Below are 19,208 nucleotides of genomic sequence, written 5' to 3' on the forward strand. Positions count from 1 at the left end.
GCCGCACGGCTCCCACAGTCCGCCGCGTCCCTCCGTCACCATCGGGGGACGCCGTCCGACCCGTTCGAGAGGCAGCCGACGATGAGCAGCACCGAGCACGTGCCCCCCGTGCACGTGCCCGTCCTGCTCGACCGGGTCCTCGAGCTGCTCGGCCCGGCCTGCGCCGGCGACGGCGCCGTCCTCGTCGACGCCACGCTCGGCCTGGCCGGCCACTCGACCGCCCTGCTCGCCGCCCACCCCGGGCTGCGGCTGGTGGGCCTGGACCGCGATCCCGAGGCCCGCGCCGAGGCCGGCCGCCGGCTCGCGGCCGCCGGCCTGGCCGACCGGGCGACCGTCGTGCCCGCGGTCTTCGACGAGCTGCCCGACGTCCTCGACCGGCTCGGGCTGGCCGAGGTGCACGCCGTGCTGTTCGACCTCGGCGTCTCCTCGCTGCAGCTGGACCGGCGCGAGCGCGGGTTCAGCTACGCCGCCGACGCGCCGCTGGACATGCGCATGGACCCCACCGCGCCGCGCACCGCGGCCGACGTCGTCAACACCTACCCGGCGCGCGAGCTGGCCCGGGTGCTGCGCGAGTACGGCGAGGAGCGCTTCGCCTCCCGCATCGCCGCCGCGATCGTGCGCGAGCGGGACCGCGAGCCGTTCACCGGCACCGGCCGGCTGGCCGAGCTGGTGCGCGACTCGATCCCCGCGGCCACCCGGCGCACCGGCGGCCACCCGGCGAAGCGGACGTTCCAGGCGCTGCGGATCGAGGTCAACGACGAGCTCGGCGCGCTGCGCCGCGCCCTGCCCGCCGCGCTGGACGCCCTCGCCGTCGGCGGCCGGATCGCCGTGATCACCTTCCACTCGCTCGAGGACCGGATCGTCAAGCAGACCCTCGCCGCCGGCGCCACCGACGCCACCCCGCCGGGCATGCCGGTGCCGCTGCCCGAGCACCTGCCGGTGCTGCGGCTGCTCACCCGGGGTGGCGAGGCGCCGTCGGAGGCCGAGAGCGCGGCGAACCCGCGCGCCGCCTCCGCCCGCGTGCGCGCGGCCGAGCGCATCCGGAGGGCGGCGTGAGCAGCCCCGCGCGCCGGCCCGCCGCGTCGTCCGGCACCCCCCGGACCACGCCGGCCCGCGGCCGCACCCCCCGCACCGGTGCGGTCCGCACCCGCGGCGGGCGCGACCTGCGCCCGGCCGCCGCCACCGGGGCGGCGGGGCGCGCGACCCGCAGCACGCCCACGCGGCCCGACCTCTGGCTGGTCCCGGCGGGGGAGGCGGCCCGGCGGGCGCGGCCGGCCCCGCGGCGGCGCGCCCCGTTCGTCCTGCTCCTCGTCGCGCTGCTGCTGGCCACGACGCTCGGGCTGCTGTTCCTGAACACCGCGATCGCGGTCGACTCGCTCAGGGCCACCCAGCTGCGCACCGAGAACGCGCAGCGGCAGGAGGAGATCCAGCGCCTGCAGCGGCAGGTGGTGCAGGGCGGCACCCCCGCCGAGCTCGCCCGCGAGGCGGCCGAGGCGGGGCTGGTGCCGGCCGGGCCCCCGGCCTACCTCGTGCTCGAGCCCGACGGCGGATCCACCGTGCGCGGCGCGCCGCAGCCGGCCGCCGAGGACGGCACCGAGGACGGCGCGGAGGACGGCACCGAGGACGACGCGGAGACCGACGGCGGGACCGAGGACCCGGGGGTGGACTGACGCGTGTCGAGCACCCTGCGCCCACCGCCCCCGACCGGCCGCCCGCCGCGCCCGCGCGCGGCCGGCCCCTTCACCCCCCGCCGCGCGCCGGGCAGCCGCCGCAGCTCCGGCGGGCTGAGCCTCGAGCAGCGCGGCCGGCGCCACCGCTGGGGGCTGGTCGTCCTCGTCGTCCTGCTGGTCCTCGTCCTCGTCCGGCTGGTGTTCCTGCAGGGCGTCGACGGCAGCGACTACGCCACCGCCGCCCAGCAGGACCGGCTGCGCACCTATCCCATCGCGGCGCTGCGCGGCGAGATCGTCGACCGCGACGGCAACACGCTCGCCTACACCGTCGACGCCTACCGCGTCGTCGCCGACCCCACGGTGGTCGACGACCCGGCGCGCACCGCGCTCGCGCTCACCACGCTGCTCGACGTCCCCGCCTCGGAGCTGACCGACCGGCTGTCCGGGGACGGCCGCTACGTCGTCCTGGCCCGGCAGGTGCCGCCGGAGACCACCGACGAGATCACCGAGCTGAAGCTCGCCGGCGTCTTCCTCGAGGACGACCCGCTGCGGCTGTACCCGGCCGGGTTCGTGGGCGGGCAGGTGGTCGGCTTCGTCAACCGCGACGGCGACGGCCAGGCCGGCATCGAGCGGCGCTTCGAGGACGTGCTGGCCGGCACCGACGGGGAGCGCCGGGTCGAGGTCGGCACCGGCGGCAACCCCATCCCGTCGGGCATCGACGAGTCCACCCCCGCCGTGGACGGCAGCACCGTCACCCTGACCCTCGACCAGGACGTGCAGTACGTGACCGAGCAGCGGCTGGCGGAGGCGTGCGCCGACGGCGCCACCACCCGCGCCTCGGCCGTCGTCCTCGACGTGCACACGGGCCAGGTGGTCGCGATGGCCTCCTGCCCCGGCTACGACCCCGGCGACTACTCGCGGACCGACCCGGACCTGCTGGGCAACCCCGTCGTGTCCGACGTCTTCGAGCCCGGCTCGGTGATGAAGGCGGTGACCCTGGCCGCCGCGCTCGAGGAGGGCGTGGCCACCCCCGACACCGTGCTCACCGTCGACGGGCACATCCAGGCCGGCGACGCCGTGGTCACCGACGCCCACGACCACGAGCCGGTCGACTGGACCGTCACGGGGATCCTCGCCAAGTCCAGCAACGTCGGCACGATCATGCTGGCCCGCCAGATCGGGGACGAGACGCTCGAGCGCTACCTGCGGGCGTTCGGCGTCGGCGAGCCCACCGGCATCGAGCTGCCCGGCGAGAGCGCCGGCATCCTGGAGGACTCCGCCGACTGGACGGCGAGCCGGGCGGCCAACGTGCCGATCGGCCAGGGCGTGTCGGTGACCACCCTGCAGATGGCCTCGATGTACCAGGCCATCGCCAACGGCGGGGTGCGCGTCGAGCCGCGGGTGGTGCGGTCGGTCACCGCGGCCGACGGCACGGTCACCCACCCGGACGTCCCCGAGGGCACGCGGGTGATCAGCGAGGAGACCGCCGCGGACATGGCCGCCATGCTCGAGGCGGTCGTCGGGCCCGGCGGCACGGCCCCGCTCGCGCAGGTCGAGGGCTTCCGCGTGGCCGGCAAGACCGGCACCGCCCAGCGGCCCAACCCCGAGACCGGCGGCTACGACGGCGGCGGCTACATCACCACCTTCGTCGGGTTCGCGCCGGCCGACGACCCGCAGTACGTGGTCGCGGTCGACCTCGAGCGGCCGACCAGCTCGGCGGAGGGCGGCCAGGTGGCCGCGCCGGTCTTCGCCGACGTCATGCGCTACGCCCTCACCGCCGGCGGCGTCGTCCCCTCGGGCACCCCCCGGCCGGACTTCCGCCTCGAGGGTCCCTGACCCCTCGCCCCGCCGCGGCACGCCCCCGGCAGCCCGCGCGCGTGCGCGGGCCCCGGGCCGCGCGCCGGTAGATTGGAGCCCCGTGATCCCGACCGCCCCCGGGTCGGTGCCCCGGCCTGCGGGTACCCGGCCGCTGCCGCTCGCCGAGCTGGCCGACCTCGTCGGCCGGCCGGTCGCCGGACCCGCGGAGGAGACGGCGGTCCGCGGGGTCACCCTGGCCTCCGCCGAGGTGCAGCCCGGTGACCTCTACGCGGCCCTGCCCGGCTCCCGCACCCACGGCGTCCGCCACCTCCCCGAGGCCGTCACCCGCGGCGCGGTCGCCGTCCTCACCGACCCCACCGGCCGCGACGAGGCCGCCGCCGCGGGGCTGCCCGTGTGCGTGGTGGACGACCCGCGGGCCGTGCTCGGCGACGTCGCCGCCCGCGTCTACGGCGACCCGGGCAGCCGGCTGCCCGTCATCGGCATCACCGGCACCAACGGCAAGACGACGACGAGCTACCTGGTCGAGGCGGGGCTGGCCGCCGCCGGGCGGGCGACCGGGCTGATCGGCACCGTGCAGACCCGCACCCGCGGTCGCGACGGCGTCCCCACCACGTGGCCCAGCGCCCGCACCACCCCCGAGGCCCCGGTGCTGCACGCCCTGCTGGCCACCATGGCCGAGGCCGGGGTCTCGGCGGTGGTCATGGAGGTCTCCAGCCACGCCCTGGTGCTGGGGCGGGTCGGCGGCCTGCGCTTCGCCGCCGCCGGCTTCACCAACCTCAGCCAGGACCACCTCGACTTCCACGGCGACCTCGAGGAGTACTTCCGCGCCAAGGCGCTGCTCTTCGACGGCCGCGCCGCCGCCGAGGTGGTCGACGTCGACGACGCCTACGGTCGCCGCCTCCTCGACCGGCCCGGCCGGCCGCGGCCGGTCACCGTCTCGAGCTCGGGGGCCGACGCCGACTGGACGGCGACCGGTGTCGCCGCCGCCCCCGACGGCGGCTCCACCTTCACCCTGCACGGCCCCGGCGGGCGCAGCTGGCCCGGCCGCGTCCGGCTGCCGGGCCGGTTCAACGTCGCCAACGCCGTGCTGGCCGTGGCGCTGCTCGACGCAGTCGGCGTGGACCCGGCCACCGCGCTGGCCGGCCTCGCCACCACCGTCGTCCCCGGCCGGATGGAGCCGGTGGACGCCGGGCAGCCGTTCGTCGCCGTCGTCGACTACGCGCACACCCCCGACGCCGTCCGCACCGCGCTGGAGGCCCTGCGCACCGGGACCACCGGCCGGCTGATCACGGTGCTCGGCTGCGGCGGCGACCGCGACCCCGGCAAGCGCGCCGGCATGGGCGCGGCCGCGGCCGCCGGCAGCGACGTCCTCGTGGTCACCGACGACAACCCCCGGTCGGAGGACCCCGCCGCGATCCGCGCGGCGATGCTGGCCGGCACCCGCGACGTGCCTCCCGCCGAGCGGGCCGAGGTGCTGGAGGTCGGCGACCGGCGCACCGCCGTCGCCACCGCGGTCGGGCTGGCCCGGCCGGGCGACACCGTGCTCGTCGCCGGCAAGGGGCACGAGAGCGGCCAGGAGGTCGCCGGCGTGGTCACCCCGTTCGACGACCGGGAGGTGCTGCGCGAGGAGCTCGCGCGGCTGGCCACCGGGAGCACGGCGTGAGGCGCGCCCCCGCCGCCCGCGCGGGCGCCCGGCGGACGCACGGTGTAGGCATGTCCCGCGGGGCCGTGCCACCAGGGGCAGGGGCCGCCGGAGGGCGGCCGCGAGAGGAGTCGGTGCACGTGCCGGACCGAGCCGCCCCGGCGGTGCCGTCGAGCGGGGCGGGCGCGTGAGATCGGTCCTCTTCGCGAGCGGCTTCGGGCTGATCATCTCGATCCTGCTCACCCCGCTCGCCATCCGCGCCTTCCGCAAGCACGGCCTGGGGCAGGAGATCCGGGACGACGGCCCGGAGTCCCACCTGTCCAAGAAGGGCACGCCCACCATGGGCGGCACCGTGATCGTGGTGGCCACGGTGGGCGGCTACCTGATCGCCCACCTGTTCCTCCTCGGCCAGCCCGGCCGCGGCATCACCACCACCGGGTGGCTGCTGCTCTACCTCATGGTCGGCCTGGGCACGGTCGGCTTCCTCGACGACTACCTCAAGATCCGGCACCGGCGCAGCCTCGGCCTGAACAAGACCTCGAAGCTGGTCGGCCAGCTCGTCGTCGGCCTGAGCTTCGCCGTCCTGGCGTTGAACTTCCAGGACGGCGACGGGCTGACCCCGGCGTCGACCAGCGTCTCGTTCGTCCGCGACATCCTGCCGCTGGAGCTCGGCGCGGTCGGCTTCGTGATCCTGGCCTACCTGTTCATCGCCGGGTTCTCCAACGCGGTGAACCTCACCGACGGCCTCGACGGCCTCGCCGCGGGCTGCGCGTCGATGGTGTTCGCCGCCTACGTCTTCATCTCCTTCTGGCAGTTCACCCACGACTGCACCAACGAGCTCATCGACGGCTGCTACGCGGTGCGCGACCCGCTCGACATCACCCTGGTCGCGGCCGCCGCGATGGGTGCCTGCCTGGGCTTCCTCTGGTGGAACACCAGCCCGGCCCGGATCTTCATGGGCGACACCGGCTCGCTGGCCCTCGGCGGCCTGCTCTCGGGCCTGGCCATCGTCACCCGCACCGAGCTGCTGCTCGTCGTCCTCGGCGGACTGTTCGTGGCGGTGACGCTGTCGGTGGTCATCCAGGTGGCCTTCTTCCGCGCCACCCGCCGGCGGGTGTTCCGGATGGCCCCGCTGCACCACCACTTCGAGCTGGCCGGCTGGAGCGAGAACACCGTGATCGTGCGGTTCTGGCTGGTCACCGGCATGGCGGTGGCGTTCGGGATCGGCCTGTTCTACGCCGACTGGCTCGCCTTCGTGGGGCTGTGAGGTGACCGTGCTCGCCGGCCGCACCGTGCTGGTCGCCGGCCTCGGCGTCTCCGGCGCCGCGGCCGCCCGCGTGCTCCTGGCGCGCGGGGCGCGGGTGCTGCTCGCCGACGCCGCCCGCCCGGCCTCCGTCGACCCGCTGCTGGAGGGCGGTGCGGAGTGGCTGGGCGGCATCGCCGAGGTGCCGCCGGGCACCGACCTGGTGGTCACCTCGCCCGGCTGGCGGCCCGACGCGCCGCTGCTGGCCGACGCCGCCCGCCGCGGCGTCGAGGTGGTCGGCGAGCCGGAGCTGGCCTGGCGCCTGCGCGTCGAGCCGCCCGCCCCGTGGCTCGCCGTCACCGGCACCAACGGCAAGACGACGACGGTCACCATGCTCGAGGCGATCCTGCTCGCGGCGGGGCGGCACGCGGTGGCCGCGGGCAACGTGGGCCGCCCGCTGGTCGAGGTGGTCACCGAGACCGGCGCCGACGGCGCGCCGGCCTACGACGCGCTCGCCGTCGAGCTGTCCAGCTTCCAGCTGCACTGGTCGTCGTCGCTGGCCCCGGCCGCGGCCGCGGTCCTCAACGTCGCCGACGACCACGTCGACTGGCACGGCTCCTTCGCGGCCTACCGCGACGCCAAGGCGCGCATCCTGCGCTCGGCCGCGGTCGCCGTCGCCGACGCCGGCGACCCGGTCGCCGCCGCGCTGGTCGCCGCGCACCCGCGCCCGGTCACCGTGACCCTCGACGAGCCCGCGCCGGGCCAGCTCGGCGTGCGCGCCGGGGTCCTCGTCGACCGCGCCTTCGCCGCCGACCCGGCGGGGGAGGAGCTGCTGCGCTGCGACGCCCTCCAGGTCGCCGGCCCGCACAACGTCGTCAACTCGCTCGCCGCCGCCGCGCTGGCCCGGGCCGGGGGCGCGCCGGCCGAGGCCGTCGCCCGGGGCCTGGCGGGCTTCCGCGGCGGCGCGCACCGCAACGCGCGCGTGGGCACGGTCGCCGGGGTCGACTACGTCGACGACAGCAAGGCCACCAACCCGCACGCCGCGGCGGCCTCGCTGGCCGCCTACCCCCGCGTCGTGTGGATCGCCGGCGGGTTGCTCAAGGGCGCCGACGTCGCCCCGCTCGTCGCCGCCGTCGCCCCGCGGCTGGCCGGCGTCGTGCTGCTCGGCCGCGACCGGGCCGAGTACGCCCGGGCGCTGGCGCGACACGCCCCCTCGGTGCCGGTCGTCGAGGTGCCCAGCGGCGAGGATGAGGGGATGGGGCGCACCGCGGAGGGGACGATGCGGCTGGTGGTGGCCGAGGCCGCCCGGCTGGCCGCGCCCGGCGACACCGTGCTGCTGGCGCCGGCGGCGGCGTCGATGGACGTGTTCACCGACTACGCGCACCGCGGTCGCGCCTTCGCCGACGCGGTGCGCGCGCTGGGCTGAGGCCGCGATGACCGCCACGCTGCGTCCCGACGCCGCCGCGCCGACCGCCCCCCCGACCGCGCGCCGCTACCGCGTGCGGCGGCTGCAGCCCCCGGAGTGGCTCGACGGCCCGATGACCAGCTGCCACCTGGTCCTCGGCGCGGCCGGCCTGCTGCTGGCCATCGGGCTGGTCATGGTCTTCTCCGCCTCGTCGGTGACCGCGGCGCTCGACGACAAGGCCGCCTGGACCCCCGGCGTGGAGCAGCTCACCTGGGCCGCGATGGGCTCGGTCGCCCTGCTGGTGGCCCTGCGGCTGCCGGTCGGCTTCCTGCGCCGCTGGTCGGGCCGGTTCATGCTGCTCGCGCTCGTGCTCCTGCTGCTGGTGCTGATCCCCGGCATCGGCCTGCAGCTCAACGGCGCCCGCCAGTGGTTCGACCTCGGCTTCGGCACGCTGCAGCCCTCGGAGCCGGCCAAGCTCGCCTTCGCCCTGTGGGGCGCCCACGTGCTGGCCACCCGCGACCGCTACCTCACCACGCGCTCGCTGCTGATGCCGCTGCTGCCGGCCTTCGGGCTGATCGCGCTGCTGCTGCTCGCCGAGCCGGACTTCGGCGGCGTCATGACCTTCGCCGTCATCCTGGTGGCGCTGCTGTGGGCCGGCGGCGCCCGGCTGAAGGTGTGGCTGGGCCTGGGGGCCGTGGGGCTGGTCGGCATCGCGTACCTGGTCAGCGAGCCGTACCGGTGGGCGCGGGTCACCTCGTTCCTCGACCCCTTCGCCGACCCCACCGACTCCGGCTACCAGGCCGTGCGCGGGCTCTACGCGCTGGCCACCGGCGGCTTCTGGGGCGTCGGCCTGGGCAACAGCCGGATGAAGTGGGGCCTGCTGCCCTACGGCGACTCCGACTACATCTTCGCCATCATCGGCGAGGAGCTCGGCTTCCTCGGCTGCCTGGTGGTGGTCACGCTCTACGGTGTGCTGGCCTACGCCGGCTTCCGCATCGCCCGCCGCTCGGCCGACCGGTTCGTCCAGCTGGCCAGCGTCGCCATCACCACCTGGCTGGTCGGCCAGGCGGCGATGAACATGGGCTACGTGGTCGGGCTCCTGCCGGTCACCGGCGTCACGCTGCCGCTGGTCTCCGCCGGCGGCACCTCCCTGGTGCTCACCCTGTTCATCGTCGGCCTGCTGGTCCGCTTCGCCCGCTCCGAGCCCGCGGCGATCGAGTCGGCCCGGCGCCGCGACCGGGGCCGCCTGTCGCGCTGGCTGCTGCCGGTGCCCGCGCAGCCGGTCGACCCCGTGCGCCCGCGGCGGCGCCCCGCGGCCGGCGGCGGGGAGCGGCCGGCCCGCCGGCCCGCCGTCGCCGGCAGCCGCACCGTCCCGCGCGTGCCCGCCGGCGCCGCGCGCGGCGGTCCCCGCGTCCGCCCGTCACCGGAGGACCGGGGCCGCGCCGCGCCGCGCCGGCCGGTGCCGGGCCCCGGCGCCGGGGGTGCCGGCCCGGCCGCGTCCCGCCGTCCGGGGAGGCCCCGGTGAGCGCGACGACGGCCACGAGCGTCGTGCTGGCCGGCGGCGGCACCGGCGGGCACATCGAGCCGATGCTGGCGCTGGCCGACGCGCTGCGCCGCCGCGGTCCCGGCGGCGGCGACCTGCGGATCACCTGCCTGGGCACGTCGCGCGGCATGGAGACCCGGCTGGTCCCGGCGCGCGGCTACGACCTGCGGCTGATCCCGCCGGTCCCGCTGCCGCGCAAGCCCACCCCCGACCTGCTCAAGGTGCCCGGCCGGGTCGTCGGCGCCGTCCGCGAGACCCGGGCGCTGCTGCGGGAGCTCGGCGCCGACGTCGTCGTCGGGTTCGGCGGCTACGTCGCCCTGCCGGCCTACCTCGCCGCCCGCCGCGCCGGCGTCCCGATCGTCGTGCACGAGCAGAACGCCCTGCCGGGCCTGGCCAACCGCATCGGCGCCCGGCTGGCCGCCCGGGTGGCGGTGACCGCGCCCGGCACCCCGCTGCACCGCGGGGAGCTCGTCGGCATGCCGCTGCGGCAGGCCATCACGGGCCTGGACCGCGCCGCCCGGCGGGCCGAGGCCCGCGCGCAGTTCGGCCTGGACCCCGACCGGCCGACGCTGCTGGTCTTCGGCGGGTCCCAGGGCGCGGCCTCGCTCAACCGCGCGGCCGTCGCCGCCGCCGACGCCCTCACCGGCGCGGGGGTGCAGGTCCTGCACGCCCGCGGGCCGAAGAACACCGACGTCACCGTGCCGGCCCGGCCGGCGGGCGCGGCGCCCTACGTCGTGGTCGACTACCTGGAACGCATGGACCTCGCCTACGCCGCCGCCGACCTCGCCCTCTGCCGGTCCGGCGCGGTGACCGTCGCCGAGCTCGCCGCCGTCGGGCTGCCGGCCGCGTTCGTGCCCCTGCCCATCGGCAACGGCGAGCAGCGCCGCAACGCGCTGCCGATGGTCGAGGCCGGTGGCGGGCTGCTGGTCGAGGACGCCGACCTGAGCCCGTCCTGGATCGAGCGGACGCTCGTGCCGCTGCTCACCGATCCCGAGGCGCTGGCGGGGTACGCCCGCAACGCCCGGGCCGCCGGCGCGCCCGACGCCGACGAGAAGCTGGCCGATCTCGTGCTGGAGGTGGCGCGGCATGGCCGCCGCTGACGTCGCCGCGTGGAAGGGCCCGGTGCCCTCGCTGGAGGAGCTCGGCGCCGTCCACTTCGTCGGCATCGGCGGCGCCGGCATGAGCGGCATCGCCCGCATCCTGCTGGCCCGCGGCGTGCGCGTCTCCGGCAGCGACCGGCGCGACACCCCCACGCTGCTGGCCCTGCGCGCCCTCGGCGCCCGGGTGGAGGTCGGGCACGACGCCGCCCACCTCGGCGACGCCGCCACCGTCGTCGTCTCGACCGCGATCCGCGACGACAACCCGGAGCTCGTCGAGGCGCGCGCCCGCGGCCTGCGGGTGCTGCCGCGGGCGGTGGCCCTGGCCGCGGTGATGGCGGGCCGCCGCAGCGTCGCCGTGGCCGGCACGCACGGCAAGACGTCGACCACGTCGATGCTCACCGTCGCCGTGCAGGCCTGCGGCGTCGACGCCTCGTTCGCGATCGGGGGCACCCTCAACGAGTCGGGCAGCAACGCGCACGCCGGCGAGGGCGACGTCTTCGTCGCCGAGGCCGACGAGAGCGACCGCTCGTTCCTCCTGCTCTCCCCGCACGCGGCGATCGTGACCAACGTCGAGGCCGACCACCTCGACAACTACGGCGACCTGGCCGCCGTCGAGGCCGCGTTCGACCGCTTCCTGCAGACCGTGCACCCCGACGGCTTCCTGGTGCTCTGCGCCGACGACCCCGGCGCCGCCCGGCTGGCCGCGGTGCCGGTGGAGGCCCGCCGGCGCACCTACGGCACGGCCGAGGACGCCGACCTGCGCATCGTCGACCTCGACGTGGCCGGCGACGCCACCAGCTGGACGGCGGTCCTCGACGGGCGGGTGCTCGGCCGCGTGCGCATCCGCGTGCCCGGCGCGCACATGGCCCGCAACAGCGCCGCCGCCCTGCTGGCGGGCCTCGAGCTGGGCCTGCCGGCCGAGGGGCTGATCGAGGGGCTGGGCCGCTTCGGCGGGGTGCACCGGCGCTTCGAGCTCAAGGGCCTGGCCGGCGGCGTGCGCGTCTACGACGACTACGCGCACCACCCCACCGAGGTGCGCGCCCAGCTGGCCGCGGCCCGGGCGGTGGCCGGCGACGGCCGCCTGGTCGTGGCGTTCCAGCCGCACCTGTACAGCCGCACCCGCGAGTTCGCCGACGCCTTCGGCGACGCGCTGGGCCTGGCCGACGAGGTCGTCGTCATGGACGTGTACGGCGCCCGCGAGGACCCGGTCCCGGGCGTGACCGGCGCGCTGGTCGCCGACGCCGTGCCCCTGCCCCCCGAGCGGGTGCTGTTCGAGCCCTCGTGGTCGGCCGCCGCGCCGGCGCTGGCCGCCCGCGCCCGGCCCGGCGACCTCGTCGTGACGATGGGTGCCGGCGACGTCTCGATGGTCGGCCCCGAGGTGCTCGAGGCGCTGCGGCGCCACCCCGGCGGCCCGCCCGGCCCCGCGGGCGGCGGCCGGTGAACCGCGCCGGCACCACCACCCGCGACCGCGCCCGCGGCTCGGCCGGACCCCGGCCCGCGCCCGTCCGGGACCAGCGGCCGGTCCGGGACCGCCGACCCGCCGGCCGCCGCCGCACGCAGCTGCGGCTGCTGCTCCTGGTCCCGCTGCTGGCCACGGTCGTGTGGGTGCTGTGGGCCAGCCCGCTCCTCGCCGTCCGCACGGTGCAGGTCGACGGCGCCGGGTCGCTCACCGCCGACGAGGTGCGCGACGCCGCCGGCGTGGCGCCGGGCACCCCGCTGCTGCGCGTCGACGTCGACGCGGCGCGGGCCCGCGTGGCGCGGCTGCCGCAGGTCGCGTCGGTCCAGGTGACCCGCGGCTGGCCGTCCAGCGTCGTGGTCACGGTGGTCGAGCGCGTGCCGCTCGCCGTCGTCGACAACGACGGGCAGCGGGTGCTCGTCGACGAGGAGGGCGTGCTCTTCGACACGATCACCGGGCCGGCGCCCGACGGCGTGGTGCCGCTCGACGTCGCCGACCCCGGGCCGGACGACGAGGCGACGGCGGCGGGCCTGGCCGCCCTGGCCGCCCTCCCGGCGGGCGTGCGCGCCGACGTCGCCGAGGTGGGCGTGGCCGACCCCGACGACGTCACCCTCACGCTGACCGACGGGACGACGGTGCTCTGGGGGGACGCGGGGGAGAGCGAGGCCAAGGGCAGGGTGCTCACCGCCCTGCTCGAGCAGCTCGCGGCCGGCACGCTGGAGGCCGCGACGGCGATCGACGTCAGCGCGCCGGACGCGGTGGTGCTCCGCTAGCGGGACGAGGACCCCGCTGCCCCCCCACCGCTCGCGAGCTCACGTCACCGACGGAGCCGGGGGAGCATGACGGCCATGACCGCGCCGATCAGCCGCTTCCCCGTCCCGCCACCCGCCGAGCTGGCCCCCGAGCTGCGCGAGCGCTACGCCGAGGTCGAGGAGCGCTCCGGCTTCCTGCCCAACGTGTTCGCCGCGCTGGCCTGGCGGCCGGCCGAGGCGGCGGCGTTCTTCGCCCTGCACGACGCGCTCATGGACAAGGACACGCCGGCGCTGTCGAAGGGCGACCGCGAGCTGGTGGTGGTGGCGACCAGCGCGGCCAACGACTGCCTGTACTGCGTCGTCGCGCACGGCGCGATCGCGCGGATCCGCACGCGCGACCCCCACCTCGCCGACCAGGTGGCCGTCGACTGGCGCAAGGCGCCCCTGAGCCCGCGCATGCACGCCGTCCTCGACGTCGCCGTGCGGCTGGCGGTGGAGCCGGTCGGCGTGACCGCCGGCGACCTCGACCGGCTGCGCGGGTCAGGGCTCACCGATGACGACGTGTGGGACGTCGGCGCGATCGTCGGGCTCTTCGCCTTCTCGAACCGGCTCGCGCACTGGGCCGCGATCCCGCCCAACGAGGAGTTCTACCTGCTCGGACGCATCCCGCGAGCCTGACTCGAGGGATCGTCACAGCCGTCCCCGCCGACACGCTCGACACGCGCGACACGCCCGGAGGCGGCAGGAGATCTGCCGATGTGGTCCTCGGCACCCTGGCGCACCGTGGAGCCCGGCATGAGACGTTCGCGGGGCGAGTCGTCACAGCGCGTGATTCCGATGTGACGAACGGGTCCTGCGAGAACCGTGAGGTTCTGCGACACCGACACGCCGACCCGCCGAGGGTGTTTGTGCCGCCCCGACGGCCTGCCTAACTTCCTCTCCGTCGACCGAGTTGACATAACTGTAAGCCTGTACTTGAGGATGAGGGTCCAGTTGGGGAGCGCCGCATGACACCTCCGCACAACTATCTAGCGGTCATCAAGGTCGTCGGCATCGGCGGCGGCGGGGTGAACGCGGTCAACCGGATGATCGAGGTCGGCCTCAAGGGGGTCGAGTTCATCGCCATCAACACCGACGCCCAGGCGCTGCTGATGAGCGACGCCGACGTCAAGCTCGACGTCGGCCGGGAGCTCACCCGCGGCCTCGGCGCCGGTGCGCAGCCCGACGTCGGCCGTCAGGCCGCGGAGGACCACCGCGAGGAGATCGAGGAGGTGCTCAAGGGCGCCGACATGGTCTTCGTGACCGCGGGGGAGGGCGGCGGCACCGGCACCGGTGGAGCGCCCGTGGTGGCCTCGATCGCCCGCAAGCTCGGCGCGCTGACCATCGGCGTCGTCACCCGGCCGTTCGCCTTCGAGGGCAAGCGGCGGGCCGTGCAGGCCGAGGCGGGCATCGAGGAGCTGCGCAACGAGTGCGACACGCTCATCGTGATCCCCAACGACCGGCTGCTGCAGCTCGGCGACCGGAACGTCAGCGTGATGGACGCCTTCCGCACCGCCGACCAGGTGCTGCTCTCCGGTGTGCAGGGCATCACCGACCTGATCACCACCCCGGGCCTGATCAACCTGGACTTCGCCGACGTCAAGTCGGTCATGTCCGGCGCCGGCTCGGCGCTCATGGGCATCGGCAGCGCGCGCGGCGACAACCGTGCCCTGCTGGCCGCGGAGCAGGCGATCGCCAGCCCGCTGCTCGAGGCCTCGATGGAGGGCGCGCACGGCGTCCTGCTGTCGATCTCCGGCGGCTCCGACCTGGGGCTGTTCGAGATCAACGAGGCGGCCTCGCTGGTGTCCGATGCCGCGCACTCCGACGCCAACATCATCTTCGGCGCCGTCATCGACGACGCCCTGGGTGACGAGGTTCGGGTGACCGTGATCGCCGCCGGGTTCGACGGGGGCAAGCCGAGCAACCGCAAGGACGCCGGGGTCGCCACCGTGCCGGCGGGCACGGCGGCCGCCGGCGCCTTCACCCCGGGCCTGCCGCACCGGACCCCGGCCGCGCCGGTGTCCGCGCCGGTGAGCGCCCCCGCGGCCCCGCGGGCCACGGGGGAGCGGCTCCTCGGCTCCCCGGCCGCCGCCCCGGCGCCGATCGCCCCCGCGCCGTCGGCCCCGGCCACCCCGCCGGCCGCCGTCCCGCCGGCGGCCCCGCGCACGGCCACCGGCGGGTCGCCGCTCACGGTGCCGCCGCTGCCGCCCATCCCGGGCCCGGTCAACGGGCGCCGGCCGCTGTCCAGCGAGGACTTCGAGGAGGAGCTGGACATCCCGGAGTTCCTGCGTCAGTGACGGGAGCCCCCGGACCCTCCCCGGCCGCCTCGCCGGCGGTGCGACCCCGCAAGGTCGTCACCGACCGGCGGGGCGGCCGGTCCGCATCCCCGTACGACACGTTCAACCTGGGCGCGCACGTCGGGGACGACCCCGTCGCCGTCGCGGCCAACCGGGAGCGGCTGGCGCGCGAGCTCGGCGTCCCCGGCGAGCGCCTGGTCTGGATGACCCAGGTGCACGGCGCCGGCGTCGCCGTCGTCGACGGCCCGCAGGACGCGCCGGTGCCGGACACCGACGCGCTGGTCACCGCCGAGCGCGGCCTGGTCCTCTGCGTGCTCGTGGCCGACTGCGTGCCGGTGCTCCTCTCCGACGCCGAGGCGGGGGTCGTCGCCGCGGTGCACGCCGGGCGCGAGGGGGTGCGGCAGGAGGTGGTGCCGGCGGCGCTGGCCGCGATGGGCCGCCTCGGCGCCCGGCCGGCGACCACGACGGCGCTGCTCGGCCCGGCCGTGTGCGGCGCCTGCTACGAGGTCCCCGCGGCGATGCGGGCCGAGGTCGCCCGCGTCGTCCCCGCCGCGGCGGTGCGCACCCGCCGCGGCACGCCGGGCCTGGACCTGCGCGCCGGCGTGGCCGAGCAGCTCGGCCCGGCCGGCGTCCGCCAGGTAGTGCAAGACCCGCGCTGCACCCTCGACGACCCCTTCCACTTCTCCCACCGCCGCGACGGCGTCACCGGCCGCCAGGCGGGGGTCGTCTGGCTCTCGTGAGCGCCCCGGGTGCGGTTGGGAGGATCCCTGCCGTGCCCGCGTCCGCCCTCCAGCAGAACCTCGACGCCGTCCTCGACCGGATCGCGGCGGCCGCCCGCGCCGCCGGCCGCGACCCCTCGGACGTGCGGCTGATCGCCGTCAGCAAGACCGTCCCCGCCGACGCCGTCCGCGCGCTGGCCGCGCTGGGCCACGCCGACTTCGGCGAGAACCGCGCCCAGGAGCTGCTGGGCAAGGCCGACGCCCTGGCCGACCTGCCGCTGCGCTGGCACTTCATCGGCCAGCTGCAGCGCAACAAGGCCGCCGCGGTCGCCCGGCTCGGCGCCGTCGTCCACTCGGTGGACCGGCTGCCGCTGGCGGCCACCCTGGGGCGCGCGGGGGAGGCGGCCGGCCGCCCCCTCGACGTCCTGCTGCAGGTCGACCTCGGCGGCCCGGAGGGGGAGCAGGCCGCCCGCGGCGGCGCCGACCCCGACGCGCTGCCCGCGCTCGCCGACGCCGTCGCCGACCTGCCCGGCCTGCGGCTGCGCGGCCTCATGGCCGTCGCCCCCCGGGGCGCCGACCCCGCCCCCGCCTTCGCCCGCCTCGCCGCCCTCGCCGAGCGCGTGCGCGCCGACCACCCCGAGGCGGTGGAGCTCTCGGCGGGCATGAGCGGGGACCTGGAGCAGGCGATCGCGGCCGGCGCCACTCTCGTGCGTGTCGGAACCGCGATCTTCGGCGAGCGCCCCCTACCCTCCCAGGAGGATCGGGGGATCCCAACCACACGAGTCACACCAGTCACAGGGGCCACGGACGACCCAGAGCTGTGATGCCTCGTTGGACAGAGTTGACGAACGACCGCGACGCTGAGGACACCAGTAGAGGGGGAGGTCCGATGGCCGGAGCCATGCGGAGGATGGGGATCTACCTCGGGCTCGTCGAGGACGACGACGCACGGGGGTACGGCCGGTACGACGCCCGCCAGGCCGACCACCTCGACCAGGACCGCCGCTACGGCCGGTACGAGGACTCCCGCTACGAGGACTCCCGCTACGGCGGCACCGACTACGCCGACGACCGCTACGCGGACGAGGGCTACCGCGGGGCCGGCTACGCCGACGACGAGCTCGAGGCCGAGGAGCTGCCGCCGGCCCGCGAGCCGGAGCCGGCGAGCGCCCGCCGGTCGGCGAGCGCCCGCCCGCTCGGCCTGGCCCCGGCGGCGCCCACCTCGGGCGCCTCGCGGGCGAGCGCGGTGACCGGCGGCGCGACGGCCACGTCCGGCGCCGCGGGCCTGGCCGTGCGCGAGCCGGTGGCGGTCCCGGAGCCGGCGCCGGTGGTCAAGGAGCCGTACCGGATCACCACCGTGCACCCCCGCACGTACAACGACGCGCGCCAGATCGGCGAGCGCTTCCGCGAGGGCGGTGCGGTCATCATGAACCTCACCGAGCTCGACGACGCCGACGCGAAGCGGTTGGTCGACTTCGCTGCGGGGCTCATCTTCGGTCTGCGCGGTAGTATCGAGCGCGTCACGGCGAAGGTGTTCCTGCTCAGCCCGAGGGACGTCGACGTGACCGCCGAGGACAAGGCGCGGATCCGCGACGGCGGGTTCTTCGACCAGTCCTGACGGCGTGGCAGGACCGGCCGACCCGGCACACGAGGTGCCCCGAACGAGCGAGGACCGTGGCTCTTTTCTGGCAGATCGTCTCCTCGGTGCTGCTCGTCTTCCTCGTGCTGCTCTTCGCCCGGTTCGTCGTGGACTGGGTGATGGTGCTCGCCCGCAGCTGGCGCCCGCAGGGACTGGTCGCGGCGGGTCTCGAGGTCGTCTACTCGACCACCGACCCCCCGCTCAAGGCCGTTCGCAAGGTCATCCCGCCCTTGAACCTGGGGTCCATCCGGTTGGACCTCGGGTTTATGGTGCTGTTGCTGGCCGTGTTCATCCTGCGTGGCATCACGACCGACCTCGCCCGCACGTGACCGATGCTCCCCCCGGGGCCCGGGATCGCCGGAGGGGCGTGGTCCGCCGCCGCTCGTCCGAGAACGATCCGGTTCCCGCCGTCCGACCCGAGGTGACCCCCCGATGCCACTGACGCCTGCCGACGTGCACAACGTCGTCTTCAAGAAGCCGCCGATCGGCAAGCGGGGCTACGACGAGGACGAGGTCGACGCCTTCCTCGACGTCGTCGAGGCCGAGCTGGCCCGGCTGATCGAGGAGAACAACGAGCTGCGCGCCAGCAGCGGCCGCGCGCCCGCGGAGCGTCCCGAGCCGCCGGCGCCGGTGGTGCAGGCCCCGCCGCCGCCCCCGGTGCAGGCGCCGCGCGAGGACGACAGCGCGCGTGCCTCGCGGATGCTGGCCCTGGCCACCGAGACCGCCGACCGCTACGTCAACGAGGCCAAGACCCAGGCCGAGCAGATGCTGGTCAGCGCCAAGACCAACAGCGAGCGCCTGATGGCCGACGCGCGCGCCAAGAGCGAGCAGATGGTCAGCGAGGCCAAGCACCGCGCCGACTCGATGGTCGGCGACGCGCGCACCCGCGCCGAGACGATGGAGCGCGAGGCCCGCGCCAAGGCGGCCGCCCTCGAGCAGGACGCCGAGCGCCGGCACGCCGAGTCGGTCGCCACCCTCGAGGAGAAGCGCACCAGCCTCGAGCGCAAGATCGAGGAGCTGCGCACGTTCGAGCGCGAGTACCGCACCCGGCTGCGCTCCTACCTCGAGTCGCACCTGCGCGACCTCGACAGCCGCGGCTCGGCCGAGCCGGCGCTGGGCGGTCGGCAGACCCAGCACGCCACCGCCTGAGAGCGGGCGCCGCTGCTCCCCGCGGGGGACGTGCGGCGGAGCCGTCGACCCCAGCGGCCCTGCGGACCGGTGTCCGCAGGGCCGCTGTCGTCGTGCGCGGATACAGTGCGGGCGTGATCTTGGCTGCGGGGCTCCTCGTGCTGCTGGGGCTCGGCCTGTTCGTCGCCGGCCTCGCCACCGGCACGTCGGTCCTCTACTGGGCCACCGTGGCGGTCTGCGCCATCGCCGCCGTCCTGCTGGTCCTCTCCCGGCGCGGGCTGTCGGCCGCCGCGGACAGGCCGCGGCGCCCGGCGGGGGTGGCCCGCGGAGCCGCCGCGTCGCCGCCCGCCGACGCGAAACCGTCCCGCGCCGACGAGAACCCGGCCGACGAGAAGCCGGACCGCGCCGACGAGAAGCCGGCCGACGAGGAGCCGGCTCGCGTCGACGGCGCCGGGGCCGAGCGGGCCGCCGCGCCCGCCCCGCCGCCCGCCGCGGTCGAGCAGGGCGAACCGCCGGTCGAGGACGTCGAGGTGACCGACCTGCTGCTCGTCGTCGACCTCAAGGACGAGGTCTTCGTGGTCGACGAGCACCCCCGGTACCACCTGGCCGACTGCCCGCGGCTGGCCGGGTTCGAGCCCATCCCGCTGCCGCTGGACGAGGCCCGCACCGACGGGTTCACCCCCTGCGGCGTCTGCGAGCCCGACCGGCACACCGCCGAGCGCGAGCGCGCCCGCCGCCGCGCCTGACCAGAGGCTTT

Annotated in this window: 18 protein-coding genes; all 18 read left to right on the forward strand. The window is 76.7% G+C overall.

Annotated features, from left to right (window positions below):
* Positions 1-81 precede the first annotated feature (81 nt).
* The 18 genes from rsmH to ACI78S_RS14565 all read left to right on the forward strand — a co-directional run bounded on the left by rsmH (position 82) and on the right by ACI78S_RS14565 (position 19,197).
* Entirely contained in the window at positions 82-1,056 is a 975-nt protein-coding gene (gene rsmH / locus ACI78S_RS14480; protein WP_456974440.1) for a 16S rRNA (cytosine(1402)-N(4))-methyltransferase RsmH, read from the forward strand.
* Positions 1,053-1,670, forward strand: coding sequence for a hypothetical protein (locus tag ACI78S_RS14485; RefSeq protein WP_456974442.1), 618 nt, complete (start codon positions 1,053-1,055; stop codon positions 1,668-1,670). Before rsmH ends, ACI78S_RS14485 begins: the two co-directional genes overlap by 4 nt.
* A 3-nt stretch (positions 1,671-1,673) precedes the next feature.
* The gene (locus tag ACI78S_RS14490; RefSeq protein WP_456974444.1) at positions 1,674-3,506 is read left to right on the forward strand and encodes a peptidoglycan D,D-transpeptidase FtsI family protein; all 1,833 of its coding nucleotides are present in this window, start codon (positions 1,674-1,676) and stop codon (positions 3,504-3,506) included.
* A gap of 82 nt (positions 3,507-3,588) precedes the next feature.
* Entirely contained in the window at positions 3,589-5,151 is a 1,563-nt protein-coding gene (locus tag ACI78S_RS14495) for a UDP-N-acetylmuramoyl-L-alanyl-D-glutamate--2,6-diaminopimelate ligase (protein ID WP_456974446.1), read from the forward strand.
* A gap of 166 nt (positions 5,152-5,317) precedes the next feature.
* The gene (gene mraY, locus ACI78S_RS14500; RefSeq protein ID WP_456974448.1) at positions 5,318-6,397 is read left to right on the forward strand and encodes a phospho-N-acetylmuramoyl-pentapeptide-transferase; all 1,080 of its coding nucleotides are present in this window, start codon (positions 5,318-5,320) and stop codon (positions 6,395-6,397) included.
* 1 nt (position 6,398) lies between these two features.
* Positions 6,399-7,799 carry a UDP-N-acetylmuramoyl-L-alanine--D-glutamate ligase gene (gene murD, locus ACI78S_RS14505; RefSeq protein ID WP_456974450.1) on the forward strand — a complete coding sequence of 467 codons (1,401 nt, stop codon included), beginning with the start codon at positions 6,399-6,401 and terminating at the stop codon, positions 7,797-7,799.
* A gap of 7 nt (positions 7,800-7,806) precedes the next feature.
* Positions 7,807-9,303 carry a putative lipid II flippase FtsW gene (gene ftsW, locus ACI78S_RS14510; protein WP_456974452.1) on the forward strand — a complete coding sequence of 499 codons (1,497 nt, stop codon included), beginning with the start codon at positions 7,807-7,809 and terminating at the stop codon, positions 9,301-9,303.
* The gene (gene murG / locus ACI78S_RS14515) at positions 9,300-10,421 is read left to right on the forward strand and encodes an undecaprenyldiphospho-muramoylpentapeptide beta-N-acetylglucosaminyltransferase (protein ID WP_456974454.1); all 1,122 of its coding nucleotides are present in this window, start codon (positions 9,300-9,302) and stop codon (positions 10,419-10,421) included. Before ftsW ends, murG begins: the two co-directional genes overlap by 4 nt.
* Entirely contained in the window at positions 10,408-11,862 is a 1,455-nt protein-coding gene (murC, locus tag ACI78S_RS14520; protein WP_456974456.1) for a UDP-N-acetylmuramate--L-alanine ligase, read from the forward strand. Before murG ends, murC begins: the two co-directional genes overlap by 14 nt.
* Positions 11,859-12,650, forward strand: coding sequence for a cell division protein FtsQ/DivIB (locus ACI78S_RS14525; RefSeq protein ID WP_456974458.1), 792 nt, complete (start codon positions 11,859-11,861; stop codon positions 12,648-12,650). Before murC ends, ACI78S_RS14525 begins: the two co-directional genes overlap by 4 nt.
* A 75-nt stretch (positions 12,651-12,725) precedes the next feature.
* Complete coding sequence (locus ACI78S_RS14530; RefSeq protein WP_456974460.1) at positions 12,726-13,307, forward strand: peroxidase-related enzyme; 582 nt, start codon at positions 12,726-12,728, stop codon at positions 13,305-13,307.
* Positions 13,308-13,636: 329 nt separating this feature from the next.
* On the forward strand, positions 13,637-14,965 hold the full coding sequence (gene ftsZ / locus ACI78S_RS14535; protein ID WP_456974462.1) for a cell division protein FtsZ: 1,329 nt from the start codon (positions 13,637-13,639) through the stop codon (positions 14,963-14,965).
* 38 nt (positions 14,966-15,003) lie between these two features.
* Positions 15,004-15,705, forward strand: a complete 702-nt coding sequence (pgeF, locus tag ACI78S_RS14540; RefSeq protein WP_456974464.1) for a peptidoglycan editing factor PgeF — start codon at positions 15,004-15,006, stop codon at positions 15,703-15,705.
* Between the two features lie 32 nt (positions 15,706-15,737).
* A complete protein-coding gene (locus ACI78S_RS14545; RefSeq protein ID WP_456974466.1) occupies positions 15,738-16,508 on the forward strand; it encodes a YggS family pyridoxal phosphate-dependent enzyme in 771 nt (256 codons plus the stop codon).
* A 65-nt stretch (positions 16,509-16,573) separates the two neighbouring features.
* A complete protein-coding gene (locus tag ACI78S_RS14550; protein ID WP_456974468.1) occupies positions 16,574-17,302 on the forward strand; it encodes a cell division protein SepF in 729 nt (242 codons plus the stop codon).
* 56 nt (positions 17,303-17,358) lie between these two features.
* Entirely contained in the window at positions 17,359-17,652 is a 294-nt protein-coding gene (locus ACI78S_RS14555; protein WP_456974470.1) for a YggT family protein, read from the forward strand.
* A 103-nt stretch (positions 17,653-17,755) separates the two neighbouring features.
* Positions 17,756-18,472 carry a DivIVA domain-containing protein gene (locus ACI78S_RS14560; protein ID WP_456974472.1) on the forward strand — a complete coding sequence of 239 codons (717 nt, stop codon included), beginning with the start codon at positions 17,756-17,758 and terminating at the stop codon, positions 18,470-18,472.
* A gap of 113 nt (positions 18,473-18,585) precedes the next feature.
* Complete coding sequence (locus ACI78S_RS14565; RefSeq protein ID WP_456974474.1) at positions 18,586-19,197, forward strand: hypothetical protein; 612 nt, start codon at positions 18,586-18,588, stop codon at positions 19,195-19,197.
* Positions 19,198-19,208 lie beyond the last annotated feature (11 nt).

The organism is Geodermatophilus sp. SYSU D00815 (assembly GCF_054050035.1).